Source organism: Metabacillus sp. KJ11-3 (genome assembly GCF_055808295.1).
Genome location: NZ_CM147865.1, coordinates 1,622,682 through 1,636,343 on the forward strand (window position 1 = coordinate 1,622,682; position 13,662 = coordinate 1,636,343).

The 13,662-nt window shown below is 36.1% G+C and carries 19 protein-coding genes and 1 riboswitch; of the genes, 14 read left to right on the plus strand and 5 right to left on the minus strand.

Annotation, left to right across the window (positions count from 1 at the left end; all coding sequences use genetic code 11):
- The first annotated feature begins 172 nt into the window (after positions 1 to 172).
- Positions 173 to 547, plus strand: a complete 375-nt coding sequence (locus AC0L8O_RS08545) for a hypothetical protein (protein WP_473448778.1) — start codon at positions 173 to 175, stop codon at positions 545 to 547.
- Positions 548 to 661: 114 nt separating this feature from the next.
- Here the strand turns inward: AC0L8O_RS08545 and cyoE are convergent, their stop codons facing one another.
- Positions 662 to 1,573 (minus strand): heme o synthase, encoded by a 912-nt coding sequence (gene cyoE, locus AC0L8O_RS08550; protein ID WP_473447348.1) that lies wholly within the window; start codon positions 1,571 to 1,573, stop codon positions 662 to 664.
- Between the two features lie 324 nt (positions 1,574 to 1,897).
- Here cyoE and AC0L8O_RS08555 point away from each other — a divergent pair, with 324 nt between their 5' ends.
- Positions 1,898 to 2,092 carry a spore germination protein gene (locus AC0L8O_RS08555; protein ID WP_473447349.1) on the plus strand — a complete coding sequence of 65 codons (195 nt, stop codon included), beginning with the start codon at positions 1,898 to 1,900 and terminating at the stop codon, positions 2,090 to 2,092.
- A 34-nt stretch (positions 2,093 to 2,126) separates the two neighbouring features.
- Here the strand turns inward: AC0L8O_RS08555 and AC0L8O_RS08560 are convergent, their stop codons facing one another.
- The gene (locus AC0L8O_RS08560) at positions 2,127 to 2,570 is read right to left on the minus strand and encodes a DUF2512 family protein (protein ID WP_473447350.1); all 444 of its coding nucleotides are present in this window, start codon (positions 2,568 to 2,570) and stop codon (positions 2,127 to 2,129) included.
- A gap of 142 nt (positions 2,571 to 2,712) precedes the next feature.
- Here AC0L8O_RS08560 and AC0L8O_RS08565 point away from each other — a divergent pair, with 142 nt between their 5' ends.
- The 5 genes from AC0L8O_RS08565 to AC0L8O_RS08585 all read left to right on the plus strand — a co-directional run bounded on the left by AC0L8O_RS08565 (position 2,713) and on the right by AC0L8O_RS08585 (position 4,801).
- Entirely contained in the window at positions 2,713 to 2,916 is a 204-nt protein-coding gene (locus AC0L8O_RS08565) for a hypothetical protein (RefSeq protein WP_026560066.1), read from the plus strand.
- Between the two features lie 19 nt (positions 2,917 to 2,935).
- Entirely contained in the window at positions 2,936 to 3,229 is a 294-nt protein-coding gene (locus AC0L8O_RS08570) for a spore coat protein (RefSeq protein ID WP_473447351.1), read from the plus strand.
- Positions 3,230 to 3,352: 123 nt separating this feature from the next.
- Entirely contained in the window at positions 3,353 to 3,565 is a 213-nt protein-coding gene (locus tag AC0L8O_RS08575) for a DUF4025 domain-containing protein (protein ID WP_473447352.1), read from the plus strand.
- A 145-nt stretch (positions 3,566 to 3,710) separates the two neighbouring features.
- A complete protein-coding gene (locus AC0L8O_RS08580; protein WP_473447353.1) occupies positions 3,711 to 4,574 on the plus strand; it encodes a manganese catalase in 864 nt (287 codons plus the stop codon).
- Between the two features lie 74 nt (positions 4,575 to 4,648).
- Entirely contained in the window at positions 4,649 to 4,801 is a 153-nt protein-coding gene (locus AC0L8O_RS08585; RefSeq protein WP_473447354.1) for a hypothetical protein, read from the plus strand.
- Positions 4,802 to 4,884: 83 nt separating this feature from the next.
- On the opposite strand, the gene AC0L8O_RS08590 is transcribed toward AC0L8O_RS08585, so the two are convergent.
- Positions 4,885 to 5,109: an HPr family phosphocarrier protein gene (locus tag AC0L8O_RS08590; protein WP_026560063.1), complete on the minus strand. Its 225-nt coding sequence runs from the start codon at positions 5,107 to 5,109 to the stop codon at positions 4,885 to 4,887.
- A 312-nt stretch (positions 5,110 to 5,421) separates the two neighbouring features.
- Here AC0L8O_RS08590 and AC0L8O_RS08595 point away from each other — a divergent pair, with 312 nt between their 5' ends.
- Both AC0L8O_RS08595 and AC0L8O_RS08600 read left to right on the plus strand, forming a co-directional pair.
- Entirely contained in the window at positions 5,422 to 6,528 is a 1,107-nt protein-coding gene (locus AC0L8O_RS08595) for an HD-GYP domain-containing protein (RefSeq protein ID WP_473447355.1), read from the plus strand.
- Positions 6,529 to 6,749: 221 nt separating this feature from the next.
- Positions 6,750 to 7,208 (plus strand): hypothetical protein, encoded by a 459-nt coding sequence (locus AC0L8O_RS08600; protein ID WP_473447356.1) that lies wholly within the window; start codon positions 6,750 to 6,752, stop codon positions 7,206 to 7,208.
- A 34-nt stretch (positions 7,209 to 7,242) separates the two neighbouring features.
- Here AC0L8O_RS08600 and AC0L8O_RS08605 read toward each other — a convergent pair whose 3' ends face one another.
- On the minus strand, positions 7,243 to 7,971 hold the full coding sequence (locus tag AC0L8O_RS08605) for a DsbA family oxidoreductase (RefSeq protein ID WP_473447357.1): 729 nt from the start codon (positions 7,969 to 7,971) through the stop codon (positions 7,243 to 7,245).
- Between the two features lie 557 nt (positions 7,972 to 8,528).
- Positions 8,529 to 8,607: riboswitch (ZMP/ZTP riboswitch) on the plus strand.
- 132 nt (positions 8,608 to 8,739) lie between these two features.
- Between AC0L8O_RS08605 and AC0L8O_RS08610 the strand changes: the two genes are divergently transcribed.
- Complete coding sequence (locus AC0L8O_RS08610) at positions 8,740 to 9,939, plus strand: phosphoglycerate dehydrogenase (protein ID WP_026560059.1); 1,200 nt, start codon at positions 8,740 to 8,742, stop codon at positions 9,937 to 9,939.
- 166 nt (positions 9,940 to 10,105) lie between these two features.
- Positions 10,106 to 11,107, plus strand: a complete 1,002-nt coding sequence (locus AC0L8O_RS08615; RefSeq protein ID WP_473447359.1) for an LLM class flavin-dependent oxidoreductase — start codon at positions 10,106 to 10,108, stop codon at positions 11,105 to 11,107.
- Positions 11,108 to 11,369: 262 nt separating this feature from the next.
- Here AC0L8O_RS08615 and AC0L8O_RS08620 read toward each other — a convergent pair whose 3' ends face one another.
- Positions 11,370 to 11,537 carry a hypothetical protein gene (locus AC0L8O_RS08620; RefSeq protein WP_156931938.1) on the minus strand — a complete coding sequence of 56 codons (168 nt, stop codon included), beginning with the start codon at positions 11,535 to 11,537 and terminating at the stop codon, positions 11,370 to 11,372.
- Positions 11,538 to 11,741: 204 nt separating this feature from the next.
- Here AC0L8O_RS08620 and AC0L8O_RS08625 point away from each other — a divergent pair, with 204 nt between their 5' ends.
- The 3 genes from AC0L8O_RS08625 (at position 11,742) to AC0L8O_RS08635 (ending at position 13,642) form a co-directional block, all read left to right on the plus strand.
- Positions 11,742 to 11,933 (plus strand): hypothetical protein, encoded by a 192-nt coding sequence (locus AC0L8O_RS08625; protein WP_473447360.1) that lies wholly within the window; start codon positions 11,742 to 11,744, stop codon positions 11,931 to 11,933.
- A complete protein-coding gene (locus AC0L8O_RS08630; protein WP_473447361.1) occupies positions 11,906 to 12,343 on the plus strand; it encodes a DUF421 domain-containing protein in 438 nt (145 codons plus the stop codon). Before AC0L8O_RS08625 ends, AC0L8O_RS08630 begins: the two co-directional genes overlap by 28 nt.
- 240 nt (positions 12,344 to 12,583) lie before the next feature.
- Positions 12,584 to 13,642 carry an LLM class flavin-dependent oxidoreductase gene (locus tag AC0L8O_RS08635; RefSeq protein ID WP_473447362.1) on the plus strand — a complete coding sequence of 353 codons (1,059 nt, stop codon included), beginning with the start codon at positions 12,584 to 12,586 and terminating at the stop codon, positions 13,640 to 13,642.
- Positions 13,643 to 13,662: the final 20 nt, after the last annotated feature.

The window sequence follows — 13,662 nt, forward strand, 5'->3', positions numbered from 1 at the left end:
GACACGGTAGGTCATTATTGAATGACAACCAACGGAAAAATTGTGAAGAATTTAAGGACTGGGTTAATGAGTATAATTCAAATGGGGTTATAGAGGAAAAAATTTTCCTCATACTACGCTACAGAAGGTAGCTCATGCTAAAGTCTTTATTTCAAGTGATTTAAAAAGATCGATAGACTCAGCTCGATTGTTGCGAAATCATCCATATTTGATAACAGATCCTATATTTCGGGAAGTAGAAATGCCAATACCTTCTACAAGATTATTGAATATAAAAGTGTCCCCGCAGATGTGGTCAGTCTTATTTAGATGTTTGTGGTTTAGTGGTTATTCGAACAACTGTGAATCATATAAGCATGCGAAGCTCAGATCAAAACGAGCGGCGAATCAACTTATTGAATATGCTAAAAGATATCATTCAGTTGTTGTCGTTGGTCACGGATTTTTTAATATGTTAATCGCAAAAGAGCTTCTAGCAAGAGGGTGGGAAGGTAAGAAAATAAAAAACTCGAAGCATTGGAGTGTTTCTAGTTATACATTACAATGAACGAAACTTGTATTCAATAACACTTTCTTTTTATCGTACAAACATTGTTTTATAGAGCGGCGTTGATCATGTGCACCGCTCGTTTTCAAATGGAGATTATGTCTACCTTTTTTCTTATAAATCAAAGATAATGCCCATAAGAGAATAGATTATAACGGTTGAAAAGAGTATGGTCATGTGTATTAAAGAATAAATGAACAGTGATTTTGCCCATTTCTCTGAATCCATTCTTTTGTAACCGTAAATACTTAATAAAAGCCAAATTACACTTAAAAGAAGGGCAACTAACATAAGTCCAATGCTTAAAGAGCTAAAAAGAAAACTACTTCCAATTAAAATGATTAAGTATATATTCGTTTGGATATATGTTCTCTTAACCCCTTTGACAACTGGTAGCATAGGTACATTAGCAGCCTTATATTCATCATGTTTTCTAATGGCAATTGCATAGAAATGCGGCATTTGCCAAATGATGGATATCACGAATAGCCCTAGTATAGCAGGGTGTGTGATATCAGGATGAATGGCTGCCCACCCTATGAGAGGAGGCATTGCACCTGAAATACTTCCAATTTCGGTATTATAGACGGTTTTCCTTTTACTCCACATTGTATAGGGGATAACATAAAAAAACAAACCTAGAAAACCCAGGAATGCAGCCAACATTGTTGTTAATGAAAGTGCCAGTATTCCAAAAATAGACATGAAGATTGCAAGCCATAAGACCACTTTAGGGTTAATTTCCCCTGTAACAGTTGGACGGTTTTTTGTTCTCTGCATGATTGCATCAATGTCCCGATCATAGAGGTTATTAAAAGCTCCGGCAGCCCCAATGACTAAAATAGAACCAATCAATGCAAAAATAATATCTGGTAATTTTTCTAGAAGCCCGTATTGATAGGTATAAAGTGATAATGTTAATCCGGCAAACATTGGAATCAAGTTAGATTTTATAATTCCTGTTTTAATTGTCAATGCCAAGATTTTTGACAAAGGCTGTCTTTGTCGTATATCTCCTTGGTCCATTATTTTTCTTCCCCTCTATCTACATCATTTTTCTTTTCTATAGATGTTGATCGTTCTATTATTTATGTAAATGAATGTAATGAATATACTACTTGGTATATTAAGTCTAAGAGGTATGATTGTCAAGAAAACGAGTGGGGGTATAAAGTGAAACAATGGTAATTGATCTATATTAGAAGGCTAATGAAGAAGTTGTAAGTGCGCCCTTTTTTATTATATTCTTTTTATCCGTCCATTTTCTCCTTTTCTAGTAGTCATGTCCACAACATTGGACATTCCGTACATAAGATGCAACAAGGTCTCAGGTAAAAAGGAGTTAGTATAATGCCATGTTTTATAAAAAAACTAACAATAGAAAGTATTAGTGGTGGTGTTGTTAATTTTGGAGATTCACATTGCATTTCCCCAAAAAATATTGAATCTTCCACTTCAGGGTCAGGTGGAGGAGGTAATGGAGATTTTCAGCTGGTTATTACTGGGGAAAGTATTACGAACTGCTCTGATCCAAAAAATAGATGAATAAAAAGAAGGCACAGCTTAAAGTGCCTTCTTTTTATTCATGATCTCTTATTTTAGATCGATCTGGTGTGATTTCTTCTGATATTTCTGCATTGTATCGCAAGTGACCAAGTCTTTCGAATTCATCTTTTTGATGGAGGGTATGGTTAATCATATATCGATGGAAGAACATTTCAAATAAAGCTACACCCAGAGCGGTTAAGAGTGAAGCTAGAAATACATTTGTTGTTGAAGTGGTAATGTTTGCTAAGTAAAACCAGGTAATAAGCATCGTAATCGCGAAATCGGAAACAGTTGCTGTCATGTTTGTTGTTCTTGGCAATAGCATAAGATCTCCAAGTAGATAAGATACAACTCCGATAATTAACGTTAAGATAAATACATCTCCAACTGAATATCGAAACAGTAAACCTAAAATAATCATTAGCAACAAGAAAGTAGCGACTGCTTTTATAAAAAAAGCTTTAATATGGTTCACCTACTATTCCTCCTCACTTTTACAACCTTACTATTTACTCTATAAATAAGCCTTATGTAAGAAAATATATCCAATTGGATAAAAGCTCTTGTACTAATGAATACTAGTTTAGAAAAGGGTGAGATTTTTGGAGGTGAGGAAGATGAAACAGCTCACAATGAAAGAACTTTCCTTTATAGAAGATGAAATAAGGGCGGAAGAAATCTTAGGAAAAACAATGAACTGGTGTGCATCATTATGTGATGATCAAACATTAAAACATGAGTTAGAACAACTAGCGGAGCAACATCAATTAAATGTTGCCGCTCTATCACAATACTTCAACCAATCTAAAATGATTCAATAAGATAAAAGGGGACAAGTTTATGCCGAACAATATGGAAGGACGCGGTTTAACAGATCGAGAGATGATACAGCTTTGTTTGGAGTTGGAAAAGGGAAGATGTCAAAGTATAAGTAGTACGATGTTAGAGGCATCACATAAAGATCTTCGAGACATCTTCCAACAATGTCTTGAAAAAGCAACAAAGAATCATTTTCGACTTTTTGAACTAATGGAACAAAAGGGCTGGTATAAAACTGAACTTGCTACAACAGATCAAATAGTTAAGGTGCAGGAATATATGCAAAACAATTTACATCCAGATCATCAATTTTGATTAAAAAATAAAAAGGCTTTTCTCAAAATAGCACTGCTCAGTTACTTTTCATACATGGTGTTATCAACGTTAGACATAATGAAAAAAGATTTTCAAAATTCTAGATAAAAGGGAAGTGTAATCATGAAAAAAACGAATAATAGTCATTCATCTCAACTTGCAGGTAAAACATATGAAGTGGAAGATTACAAAGCAAATAACACATTATCATCCGGCTTAGCAACTACACATGAGCAAGCGTCAGATGCTTACATGGAAGGTGAAGTAAATGCAGTTATTGATAATGTAGAGGGTGAAGATATTCAAGTAAAGCGTGAGGGCTATAAAAATCAATAAAATACCGGAAAGGTTCAGAACAAGTAGCGTTCTGAGCCTTGTTTTTTGTCCTGAATTTCTAAATGGTGACATTTGGTCACTATATCCTTTGACAGGTTCCTCATACTAGGAAAGTACGAAAGTTATTTATCGAGGGGGAAAATAGATGTTTTACCATGTTAAAGAATTACAATATACAGCAAAACCAAGCCAACCAGATCCTGTCTATGCCAAGAAATTGCAAGAAGTCCTTGGTGGTCAATTTGGGGAGATCTCAGTTATGATGCAATATCTTTTTCAAGGATGGAACTGTCGTGCAGAAGGAAAATATCGTGATATGCTTCTAGACATTGGAACAGAAGAAATAGGTCATGTTGAAATGCTTGCAACAATGATTGCTCAATTATTAGATGGTGCACCTGTTCAAGATCAGGAGGAGGCAGCAAAAGATCCTGTTATTGAAGCAGTTTTAGGTGGGATGAATCCACAACATGCTATCGTAAATGGTCTTGGGGCTCAGCCGAACGATAGTGCAGGTTATCCATGGAATGCCAGATATACGATTGCAAGCGGAAACTTATTAGCTGACTTTCGGGCAAATTTAAATGCAGAATCTCAAGGAAGGTTACAAGTGTGTCGTTTATACGAAATGACAACAGACCCTGGTGTAAGAGATATGCTGTCATTCTTGATTGCTCGTGATACAATGCATCAAAATCAATGGATGGCCGCAATCGAAGAAATTGAGCAAACTCAAGGTTCAATTGTACCAAGTAATTTTAATCAAGAGTATGAGAAACAAGATGTGTCCTATTCGTTTATGAACTTCTCTGAAGGTGAAGATAGCAGCAACGGTAGCTGGGCAAATGGACCAACATTAGATGGACAAGCAAATTTCCAATATGTTCAACATCCTCAACCAATGGGGCAGAAACCATCTCTGCAGCCAGGCCCTGCTTCTTTACACGGCACAAATCCTGAAGAGTTGAGAGTTAAACAAGGGTTAGGCAAAATGGAACCGTTGCAATAACTCATCTACAAAAACAAGGGAAATGTGGACAGCCTAAACGGGCTGTTCACTTATTTAAGAAAGGAGAATAGAAGATGGGAAAAGATCAATATGATGAGAAATTACATTTAAACGGAAATAAAAAAGAAGAGCATCTGGAAATAAGTTCTACAGGCTATGGATTGGAATCTGTGACATCATCAACTTCAACAGAGGACGATAATAGAAGACAATCTAATCTGAAATAGAAAAAGAAGTGTTGCTCCACCATTTTATTAAAAAGAAGGGGAGCAAGTAATGTTTATGTAAAATAGTTACACCTGATAGAGGATTATCGAAAGGCTTTCATATCCTCCAGTAATGCTGTAGAGTTAACGTCTTCTTCAACTACGAGTTTTAACTCTGTCTTAAAAGGTAGGGTATACAATGAAAGGATAGAAGTTGCGTCATACTTTCGATCTTCACTATGAATCCATATATCGAAAGGATACTTTGACGCAATTTTGTTTAACTTTGGTACTTGATCTTTATCGGATAATTTAAAATGAATGACCATAAATCAACCTCCCTCTTTTAGAATTATAGTTTAATAATTCGAAATTGCAAGATAAATAACATGATATTTTTGAACATATCCTTGAGCATCAAAAGTATTAGTATGGTTAAATTGTCATAGTTTCATTAAAAACCAGTTCTTTTAGGGTAGATATTTCATTGAAATTCAAATGAAAATTGACTATAATCGACAGTAAGAGACAAATTTCTGCATCCGCCTTTTAGAGACATAAAGGTCAAAAATGCAACACAAAGATGTGAACGCATTTTACGTCACTTAATAAAGAAATATAAAAGAGACAGGGGAAAGAAAATGCGTTTAGTTAAATTAGATCATTGCCAATCAGGAATCAAATTAGGTAGATCCATATATAGTGAAAAGGGGAAAATTCTTTTAACTAAGGGGACGGAGCTTACTGATAGTTTTATTAAAAGATTGAAAAACTTAAATATCAATACAGTTTACATAGACGATAAAGCCTCTGAAGGAATAGACATTATTGAGTCGATTCCGATAGAGCTGTTAAATGAAGCAACAAATGTCATTACAGAAGGAATAGAAACAATCGCCGAATTGAATGGAACAAATCCTACATTTCAGGCGATGATTGAAACAGAAAAAACAGTTCGGACCTTTCAAAAAATCTTCAGAGATATCATGACATGCTTAACCGAAAATCCAAGTGTGCTTAATCTTCTTGCAACAACTAAGATTCATGAAAGCCATGTTTATACACATAGTTTAAATGTGACAATCTATTCCTGTCAGCTTGCGATTAAAAATGGTATGTCTACAAAAGAAATAGAGGAAATTGGTTTAGGTGCTTTATTACATGATTTGGGGAAAATATTTGTTGCACCTGAAATTTTAAATAAACCAGGTAGGCTCAATGAAGAAGAGTACCAACATATGAAAGCACATTCTCAGTTAGGGTTTGATATTCTCCGAAAGGTTCATGAAATACCATTGGTTGTAGCACATTGTGCCCTGCAGCATCATGAAAGAATCGATGGAAGAGGATATCCCAGGGGAATAAAAGGTGACAAAATTCATCCGTATGCAAAAATCTTGAGTGTAGCCGATGTTTTTGATGCCGTTACCAGTCATAGAGTCTATCGGCCGGCCATGCTGCCACATCAAGGAATGGAATTACTGTTTTCAGGGAGTGGAACCCAATTTGATACAAAGCAGTTAAAGCTGTTTAAAAATTGTATAGCAATCTATCCACAAGGATTAACTGTTAAATTAAATGATGGCAGACTTGGAATCGTAACGAAATATCATTTTCATTCGGTAGGCCGTCCGTCAATTCAAATTATTAAAGATGAGACCGGCCAAAGCATAACCCCATATGAAGTCGACTTATCAGAACGGGGAAATTTAACATTAGAAATTGTTGAGGCAGATGCATTATTGTGATGAAATGACTTATCAAGCTACTAAAGAAGTATGCTGATAAGTCATTTTTTATTTTCCAAAATATTCAAATCGAGGATAAAGATTTTCATTAAGGTGTAGAATACAGGAAGAGATTATTAACTAGAACGGAGACATAATATGGTTCAATTCTTTGTTAGTAACGTTGATTTCATGAGTCTTTCCTTTAGACTTGATAATTTCATACAGGAAGGAGTAATCAGTTGATTATATTACTTCTTTCAGTCATTATTTTTAATTATTTAGCCTATAAAACGAATGAAAGGCTGACCAAAAACCAAATTGTCCATATTTGGGTCTTTACTATAGCTTTTCAGTTGGTTTTCGATATTTTTGTCGACTTAAAATACCATGGCTATTGGTATATAACAAAAGGAATAGATTGGCTTGCATTTCCTGCATATACAGTATTAATTCCCCCTGTTAATATTATGTTTCTAAACTGGTTTCCTTTTAAAAAAGGGTTCTTTAAAATTGCCCGGTATATTTTCGTTTGGGAAATATTTTTACTATTTTATGAATGGTTAGCAAATTCGCCTTCACCCTGGGGGTATTTTCGGTATGGATGGTGGAATCTAGGCATTTCAGCCTTCATTAATCCAATTTTACTGCTTATTTTGGTCGGGTATTATAGATGGATATTAAAAATAGAAAAAGAATGACCTATAGTTTTAGTCATTCTTTTTGTTGGTTCTGTTATATTTCAGTGTTTTGTGGTACTATGCAACCATCATCTGTACATAGATCCTGATCAGAAGCAGTTAGGTCTTGAAACATTGGCTTTTGATGTTCCTCATCCCAAACTTTTTGAAGTGCGCCTGCAAATGTTTCAGGAGACTGTGCACCAGAGATGGCATACTTTTGATTAAGTAAGAAGAATGGTACACCTTGTATTCCATATTGCTTTGCTAAGGTTTGATCATTTCGTACTTCTTGTTCATAAGATGTTTTGTTTGATAAAACTTCCATTGCTTTTTCTCTTTCAATTCCTGCCTCTATAGCGACCTCAACTAATGTATTTTTATCTCCAACATTTTTAGATTTTGTAAAGTATGCAGATAATAACTTTTCTGTTATGTCTTTATCTTTTCCAATGGTTTTAGCATACTTTGATAAACGATGGGCATCAAAGGTGTTTGTCGGCTTCATGCCTTCAAATTCAAAAGATAATCCAAGTTCTGCTGCCTGTTGGATCATTCCTTTATTCATCTGCTTCATTTGTTCTACGGTTGAGCCATATTTAGCAGCCAATGCTTCATATATACCTTGCTCTGAATGGGTTGGTGCATGAGGGTCTAATTCAAAGCTCTTATACTCAATTTGAACCTGATCTTTATGAGGAAATTGCTCAAGTGCCAACTCCAATCTTCGTTTTCCTATATAACAGAATGGACAAACAAAATCTGACCAAATCTCAATTTTCATAAACGTCACCTCTATGTTAGTAATGAAGCTATTTTATCAATTTGTTTAATCCAGTTGCAAACACTTGAACTTATACACCGCCAACTCTCTAAAAATCGACACAACACCATGAAAAAAGTCAATTCCTGCGCTTACCCGGGAAATTTTCTGTGATTTAGCAATTATGTTCTCGTGGATTGGATTTTTAACTACATCATTCAAGAAAAAATTAAAAAAGCGTCTGATTAAAATGAGACGGTTCTTATAAAAAATCTTATTGAAAAAGTATAATTTCTAAGCAACGAGTTTATAAGAAAGTTTGATTGGAGTGGAATGTGCCAGACTCCAGCGGGAGAGTGTGTTGATGGAGACCCCGCAAGTGCAATGCACTGAGGCTCTAGAGACCACCTGCGGAAAGCGAGTGCATGTAACGGAAATCAACCCTGGTATTTAGAATTACTATTTTTAAGCAATAAGTATATTGAAAAAGCCAATAATTTAATTTTTATGCAAATAAGAATATTCCTCAAATTAGGGTTGAAGTTCATTCGAAATATGGTATCATATAGGTAATTGAAAAGGCTATGTGTAACTGGCGAAACACGGATTACCGTGAGGGAGCACATAGTGTCGAAGCCGTTCGCCTGGGCAAAGGTAAGGGATTAAATCCCTTGCCTTTTTCTGTTTAATAAGGAGGACGTTTATGTCGAATTATGATATAATCCCATTATCTTATTAAAATGAAAATATTCATAAAATTTTAAAAATACCTGGAAAGAGGAGATTTCAATGAGTACAACAACTCTAGAAAAAGTAAAAACAATTAAAACGTTAAACAATATCGCAGAAGTTGGTTTAAATGTTTTTAGCAAAGGCAACTACACAATTGACAATGACAGCGAAAATCCTGATGCCATTGTTTTACGAAGCTACAATATGCACTCAATGGAATTTGCAAACAATTTAAAAGCTATCGCACGTGCCGGTGCAGGTGTAAATAATATTCCTGTTGATAAATGCACTGACCAAGGAATTGTTGTATTCAATACACCAGGTGCAAATGCAAATGCAGTAAAAGAAATGGTTTTGACAACATTAATGGCTTCTTCACGTAATTTATTTGCAGGTGTTCAATGGACAAAATCACTGGAAGCAGAAGGAGATCAAATACCGAAGCTTGTTGAAGCAGGTAAAAAACAATTCGTCGGTAAAGAGATCAAAGGGAAAACTCTTGGAGTAATCGGGTTAGGTGCAATTGGTGCACTTGTGGCAAACGATGCACTTGGATTAGATATGGACGTAATAGGTTTTGACCCATTCATCTCTGTCGATACAGCATGGAACTTATCTCGTAAAGTACAGCGTGCAATGAGCCTTGAGCAATTATATGCAAATTCTGATTATATCACTGTCCACGTTCCATTAACACCTGATACTAAAGGCATGTTCAATGAAGAAACATTTGCGATTATGAAGACGGGCGTACACATCCTAAACTTCTCTCGTGGTGAATTAGTTAATGAAGAGAACATGAGAGAAGCGCTTGAAAGTGGAAAAGTAGGCAAATATGTAACAGATTTCCCAAATGAAAATGTATTGAAAATGAATAATGTTGTGCCGATTCCACATTTAGGTGCATCTACGAAAGAATCTGAAGAAAACTGTGCGATTATGGCTGCTCGTCAAGTAAAGGACTTTTTAGAAACTGGTAATATTAAAAACTCTGTAAACTTCCCGAATGCATCACTACCATATACTGGAAAGCGCCGTGTTGCAACATTCCATAAAAATGTTCCAAACATGGTTGGTCAAATCACTCAAGCGATCTCAAGTTATCACTTAAATATCGCAGACATGGTGAATAGAAGCCGTGGAGAATATGCATACACAATGATTGATATTGACAATGAAGTAAACGGTGATATTATCCCTCAACTAGAAGCACAAATTACAAATATTGAAGGAATTGTTACAACTCGTTTAATCTAAAATTAATGATAGTAGGATAAGGCTGCTGTTCTTGTGAACAGCAGCTTTTTTCATTTTTTTAAAAGAATGGTATGTAAATAGAAGTGAAAGCTAAGCATAAAAGTTTGTTTCTGTCGTTGAACTTGTTACTATAGAATCGTAACTTAATGAAGAAAGGAAAGTAGATATGTCGAATATACAAATTCCTGTTTCAGTCTTAAATTTAGTGCCAATTCGTGAAGGGCAGGATGCTAAGGAAGCGATTGATTCAATGGTTGATTTAGCACAAGCTACTGAAGCGATGGGGTATTCTCGTTATTGGATTGCTGAGCATCATAATACATCAACTTTGGTAAGCTCAGCGACCTCTATTCTAATGAAACATACGTTAGAGCATACAAATAAAATCCGGGTGGGATCTGGTGGAATTATGCTGCCAAATCATTCACCATTAGTTGTAGCCGAGCAATTCGGAACAATGGCAACCATCTATCCAAATCGCCTGGACCTTGGTCTTGGTCGTGCACCGGGTACTGATATGATGACGGCAAGTGCATTAAGACGTTCACAGAACGATTCTGTATACACATTTCCTGACGATGTGAATGCATTGCTCACATATTTCGGACCGATCGAACAACAAGAATATGTGAAGGCTTTTCCAGGAGTTGGGACAAATATTCCAATTTATATTCTTGGCTCATCAACAGACTCAGCATATTTGGCAGCAAAGTTGGGCTTACCGTATGTGTTTGCGTCCCATTTTGCTCCGCGATATATGGAAGAAGCGATCTCAATATACCGCAGCCGCTTCCAACCATCTGAATACTTAGAAAAACCGCATATGATGGTTTGCCTAAATGTCATCGCGGCTGAAAGTGATGAAGAAGCAAGACGAGAACAAACAACCATGCAGCAATTCTTCTTAAATGTCGTAAGAGGAACTCAAAGCCCATTACGTCCTCCAGTAGAAAGCATGGAGGGGATTTGGCAACCTCACGAAAAAGAAATGTCACTTTCAATGTCAAGTGTTACATTATTAGGTTCCAAAGAATCAATTAAAGACCAGTTAACAAGTTTCCAAGAAAAATATAACGTTGATGAAATTATGGCAGTATCATACATTTATGATCCGGAAAAACAAAAACGATCTTACGAAATATTAAAAGAAGTTGTCGATGGGAAATAAAATAGAACATAATTGATCGATCCCTTAAATGTTGGACAAATCCTAAACATTTAAGGGATTTTTTCACTCTATAAGAAAGTAAGACTTTAACTCCAAGATACGAGAGAAAAAAATTGAAGATAAGTGGAGATAACTGTCCGTAAAGATCAGACGAGTAATTGACGTCCAAGTCAGGCTAGACATAAGGATATGGCGTTTTGAGCCTGATAAGTTTCACTAACCATCAGGATGGGAGAAGAAACCCCCTGATGGACGTCTCACTTTACCTGAAATAATAGACATGTTGAATGCTATGAGGACCTGTTGTCAAATATGGGGCCTGCCATAGGTACGGAATCATTAGCTGATGTGTGTATGATGGAAAATAGTAATGGGCATAATCGACTCCATAATGACCAGGCTGCGGCCCTGTCACAATTGTGTATCGCATCACTTACCTCCTATAGTTGTAATAAAACATTGTATGAAGACACTGAATGAGTTTCCACTGTTAACTAAATGGTGAAGTCAATTCACTCAGCATAATAGGGAAAGAAGTGGGGAAAATAGAAAAAAATAGGTTGAGGTGAACGGAATGGGATTGCTCCTCAAGATTTTTGTTCTCTATCTTCTCACGATAATGATCATGAGGTTAATGGGAAAATCAACAATCATTCAAATGACACCTTATGATTTAGTGGCAATCATTATTGTTGGTACAGTAGCATCAGAACCTCTAATAAGCACAGAGTTTCTCCCAACAGTTTATGCTCTGGCAATTCTGGTTTTGATCCATATCTTATTTTCGAAGCTTACATTATGGCAATGGGGAAACCGGTTTTTTTAGGTGAGCCTACCATTCTAATTAAGCATGGTGAGTTTGTGGAGGACAATATAGAAAAATCAAGACTATCAATAGCTCAAATATTATCGATCTTAAGAAGTCAAGGTTTCCCAAAGGTTTCTGATATCGATTATGCAATATTGGAGCCGATCGGAGAAATTAGTGTCATAGCAAAACCAGAAAATACACCGGTAACGGTACAACACATGAACATACCTATTGATGATGAAGGATTACCGATTTCCGTCATTGTCGATAGGAGAATCCAGGTACGTAATTTAAAATTATTGGGAAAAACCAAGGAATGGTTGAAAAATAAATTAAAAGAGCAAAACCTGACAGAAAAAGATATTTTTTATGCTTATGTAAATGAGAAGACAAAAAAGTTGATCATTAAGAAACGAATGATGTAATGATTGGATATGAATAGCGGATATTAAAGCGTGGAATTTATGTATGTCCATGTTTTTTCATTAATAGGTGTTTCACTCCTTATTTTATGTAGGGGAAAATTACAAGTGAATAAGGATATCGTTAAAGTTGTTTTACTACAAAGAATCGATAAAAAATATTAGAATAAAGTAATGAGAATGAATTAGTCAAAAGTACCTATTTGTTTTACATACTAGCTAATGACAAGGGAGAAAAATAATATGGAAATAGGCATAAGTACATTTGTAGAAACAACACCAGATGTAGAATCCGGTGAAGTTGTAAGTCATGCACAGAGAATCCGGGAAGTAGTTGAGGAAATCATTTTAGCTGATCAGGTAGGGTTAGACGTGTTTGGAGTTGGTGAGCACCATCGTGAAGATTTTGCTGCCTCAAATCCTGCAATCATTTTAGCAGCAGCAGCATCTCAAACCAAACATATTCGCTTAACAAGTGCTGTAACAGTTCTTTCGTCAGCTGACCCGGTCCGGGTGTTTCAGGATTTTGCAACTCTTGATGGGATATCGAATGGACGAGCAGAAATTATGGCAGGAAGGGGTTCATTCATTGAATCTTTCCCTTTGTTTGGCTACGACTTAAAAGATTATGATGAGTTATTTGAAGAAAAACTTGAACTGTTACTCAAAATAAGAGACTCTGAGAAAGTAACATGGAGAGGTGGTCACCGGCCAGCTATTCAAAACAGAGGTGTATATCCAAGACCAGTGCAAGATCCGCTTCCAGTGTGGATAGGGAGTGGAGGTAACTCTGAATCGGTAGTACGGGCAGGGATTCTTGGCTTGCCATTAGTATTGGCTATTATCGGTGGAAGTCCGATTCAATTTGAACCATTGGTTCAGCTATATAAAAAAGCAGTTGCTCATGCGGGGCATGACTTCTCAAAACTAACTGTTGCATCCCATTCACACGGTTTTATTGCCGAAACGACTGAAAAGGCAGCAGATAAATTTTTCCCTTCTACACAACAAGTGATGAATCAGCTTGGGAAAGAACGCGGATGGGGTCATTATGACAGGAAAAGCTTTGATGCAGCCCGAAGCTTTGATGGTGCTCTATATGTTGGAGATCCGAATACTGTTGCAGAAAAAATTATTCACCTTCGCAAAAACGTAGGGATTACACGATTTATGCTCCATGTTCCAGTAGGGTCAATGCCACATGAAGATGTCTTGGGAGCGATTGAATTATTAGGAAAAGAAGTTGCACCAAGAGTTCGTGAGGAAGTAGCGGCATGGGAGAATCAAAGTGGATTGAAATAAACAATTAAAGTAGAAAAACA

Bases quoted from the DNA above. Each gene is read 5' to 3' on its own strand.
- cyoE (WP_473447348.1), bottom strand. From the start codon at position 1,573: ATGGACCAAGGAGATATACGACAAAGACAGCCTTTGTCAAAAATCTTG.
- AC0L8O_RS08555 (WP_473447349.1), top strand. From the start codon at position 1,898: ATGCCATGTTTTATAAAAAAACTAACAATAGAAAGTATTAGTGGTGGT.
- AC0L8O_RS08565 (WP_026560066.1), top strand. From the start codon at position 2,713: ATGAAACAGCTCACAATGAAAGAACTTTCCTTTATAGAAGATGAAATA.
- AC0L8O_RS08570 (WP_473447351.1), top strand. From the start codon at position 2,936: ATGCCGAACAATATGGAAGGACGCGGTTTAACAGATCGAGAGATGATA.
- AC0L8O_RS08575 (WP_473447352.1), top strand. From the start codon at position 3,353: ATGAAAAAAACGAATAATAGTCATTCATCTCAACTTGCAGGTAAAACA.
- AC0L8O_RS08580 (WP_473447353.1), top strand. From the start codon at position 3,711: ATGTTTTACCATGTTAAAGAATTACAATATACAGCAAAACCAAGCCAA.
- AC0L8O_RS08585 (WP_473447354.1), top strand. From the start codon at position 4,649: ATGGGAAAAGATCAATATGATGAGAAATTACATTTAAACGGAAATAAA.
- AC0L8O_RS08590 (WP_026560063.1), bottom strand. From the start codon at position 5,109: ATGGTCATTCATTTTAAATTATCCGATAAAGATCAAGTACCAAAGTTA.
- AC0L8O_RS08595 (WP_473447355.1), top strand. From the start codon at position 5,422: ATGCGTTTAGTTAAATTAGATCATTGCCAATCAGGAATCAAATTAGGT.
- AC0L8O_RS08605 (WP_473447357.1), bottom strand. From the start codon at position 7,971: ATGAAAATTGAGATTTGGTCAGATTTTGTTTGTCCATTCTGTTATATA.
- AC0L8O_RS08610 (WP_026560059.1), top strand. From the start codon at position 8,740: ATGAGTACAACAACTCTAGAAAAAGTAAAAACAATTAAAACGTTAAAC.
- AC0L8O_RS08615 (WP_473447359.1), top strand. From the start codon at position 10,106: ATGTCGAATATACAAATTCCTGTTTCAGTCTTAAATTTAGTGCCAATT.
- AC0L8O_RS08620 (WP_156931938.1), bottom strand. From the start codon at position 11,537: ATGCGATACACAATTGTGACAGGGCCGCAGCCTGGTCATTATGGAGTC.
- AC0L8O_RS08625 (WP_473447360.1), top strand. From the start codon at position 11,742: ATGGGAAAATCAACAATCATTCAAATGACACCTTATGATTTAGTGGCA.
- AC0L8O_RS08630 (WP_473447361.1), top strand. From the start codon at position 11,906: ATGGCAATGGGGAAACCGGTTTTTTTAGGTGAGCCTACCATTCTAATT.
- AC0L8O_RS08635 (WP_473447362.1), top strand. From the start codon at position 12,584: ATGGAAATAGGCATAAGTACATTTGTAGAAACAACACCAGATGTAGAA.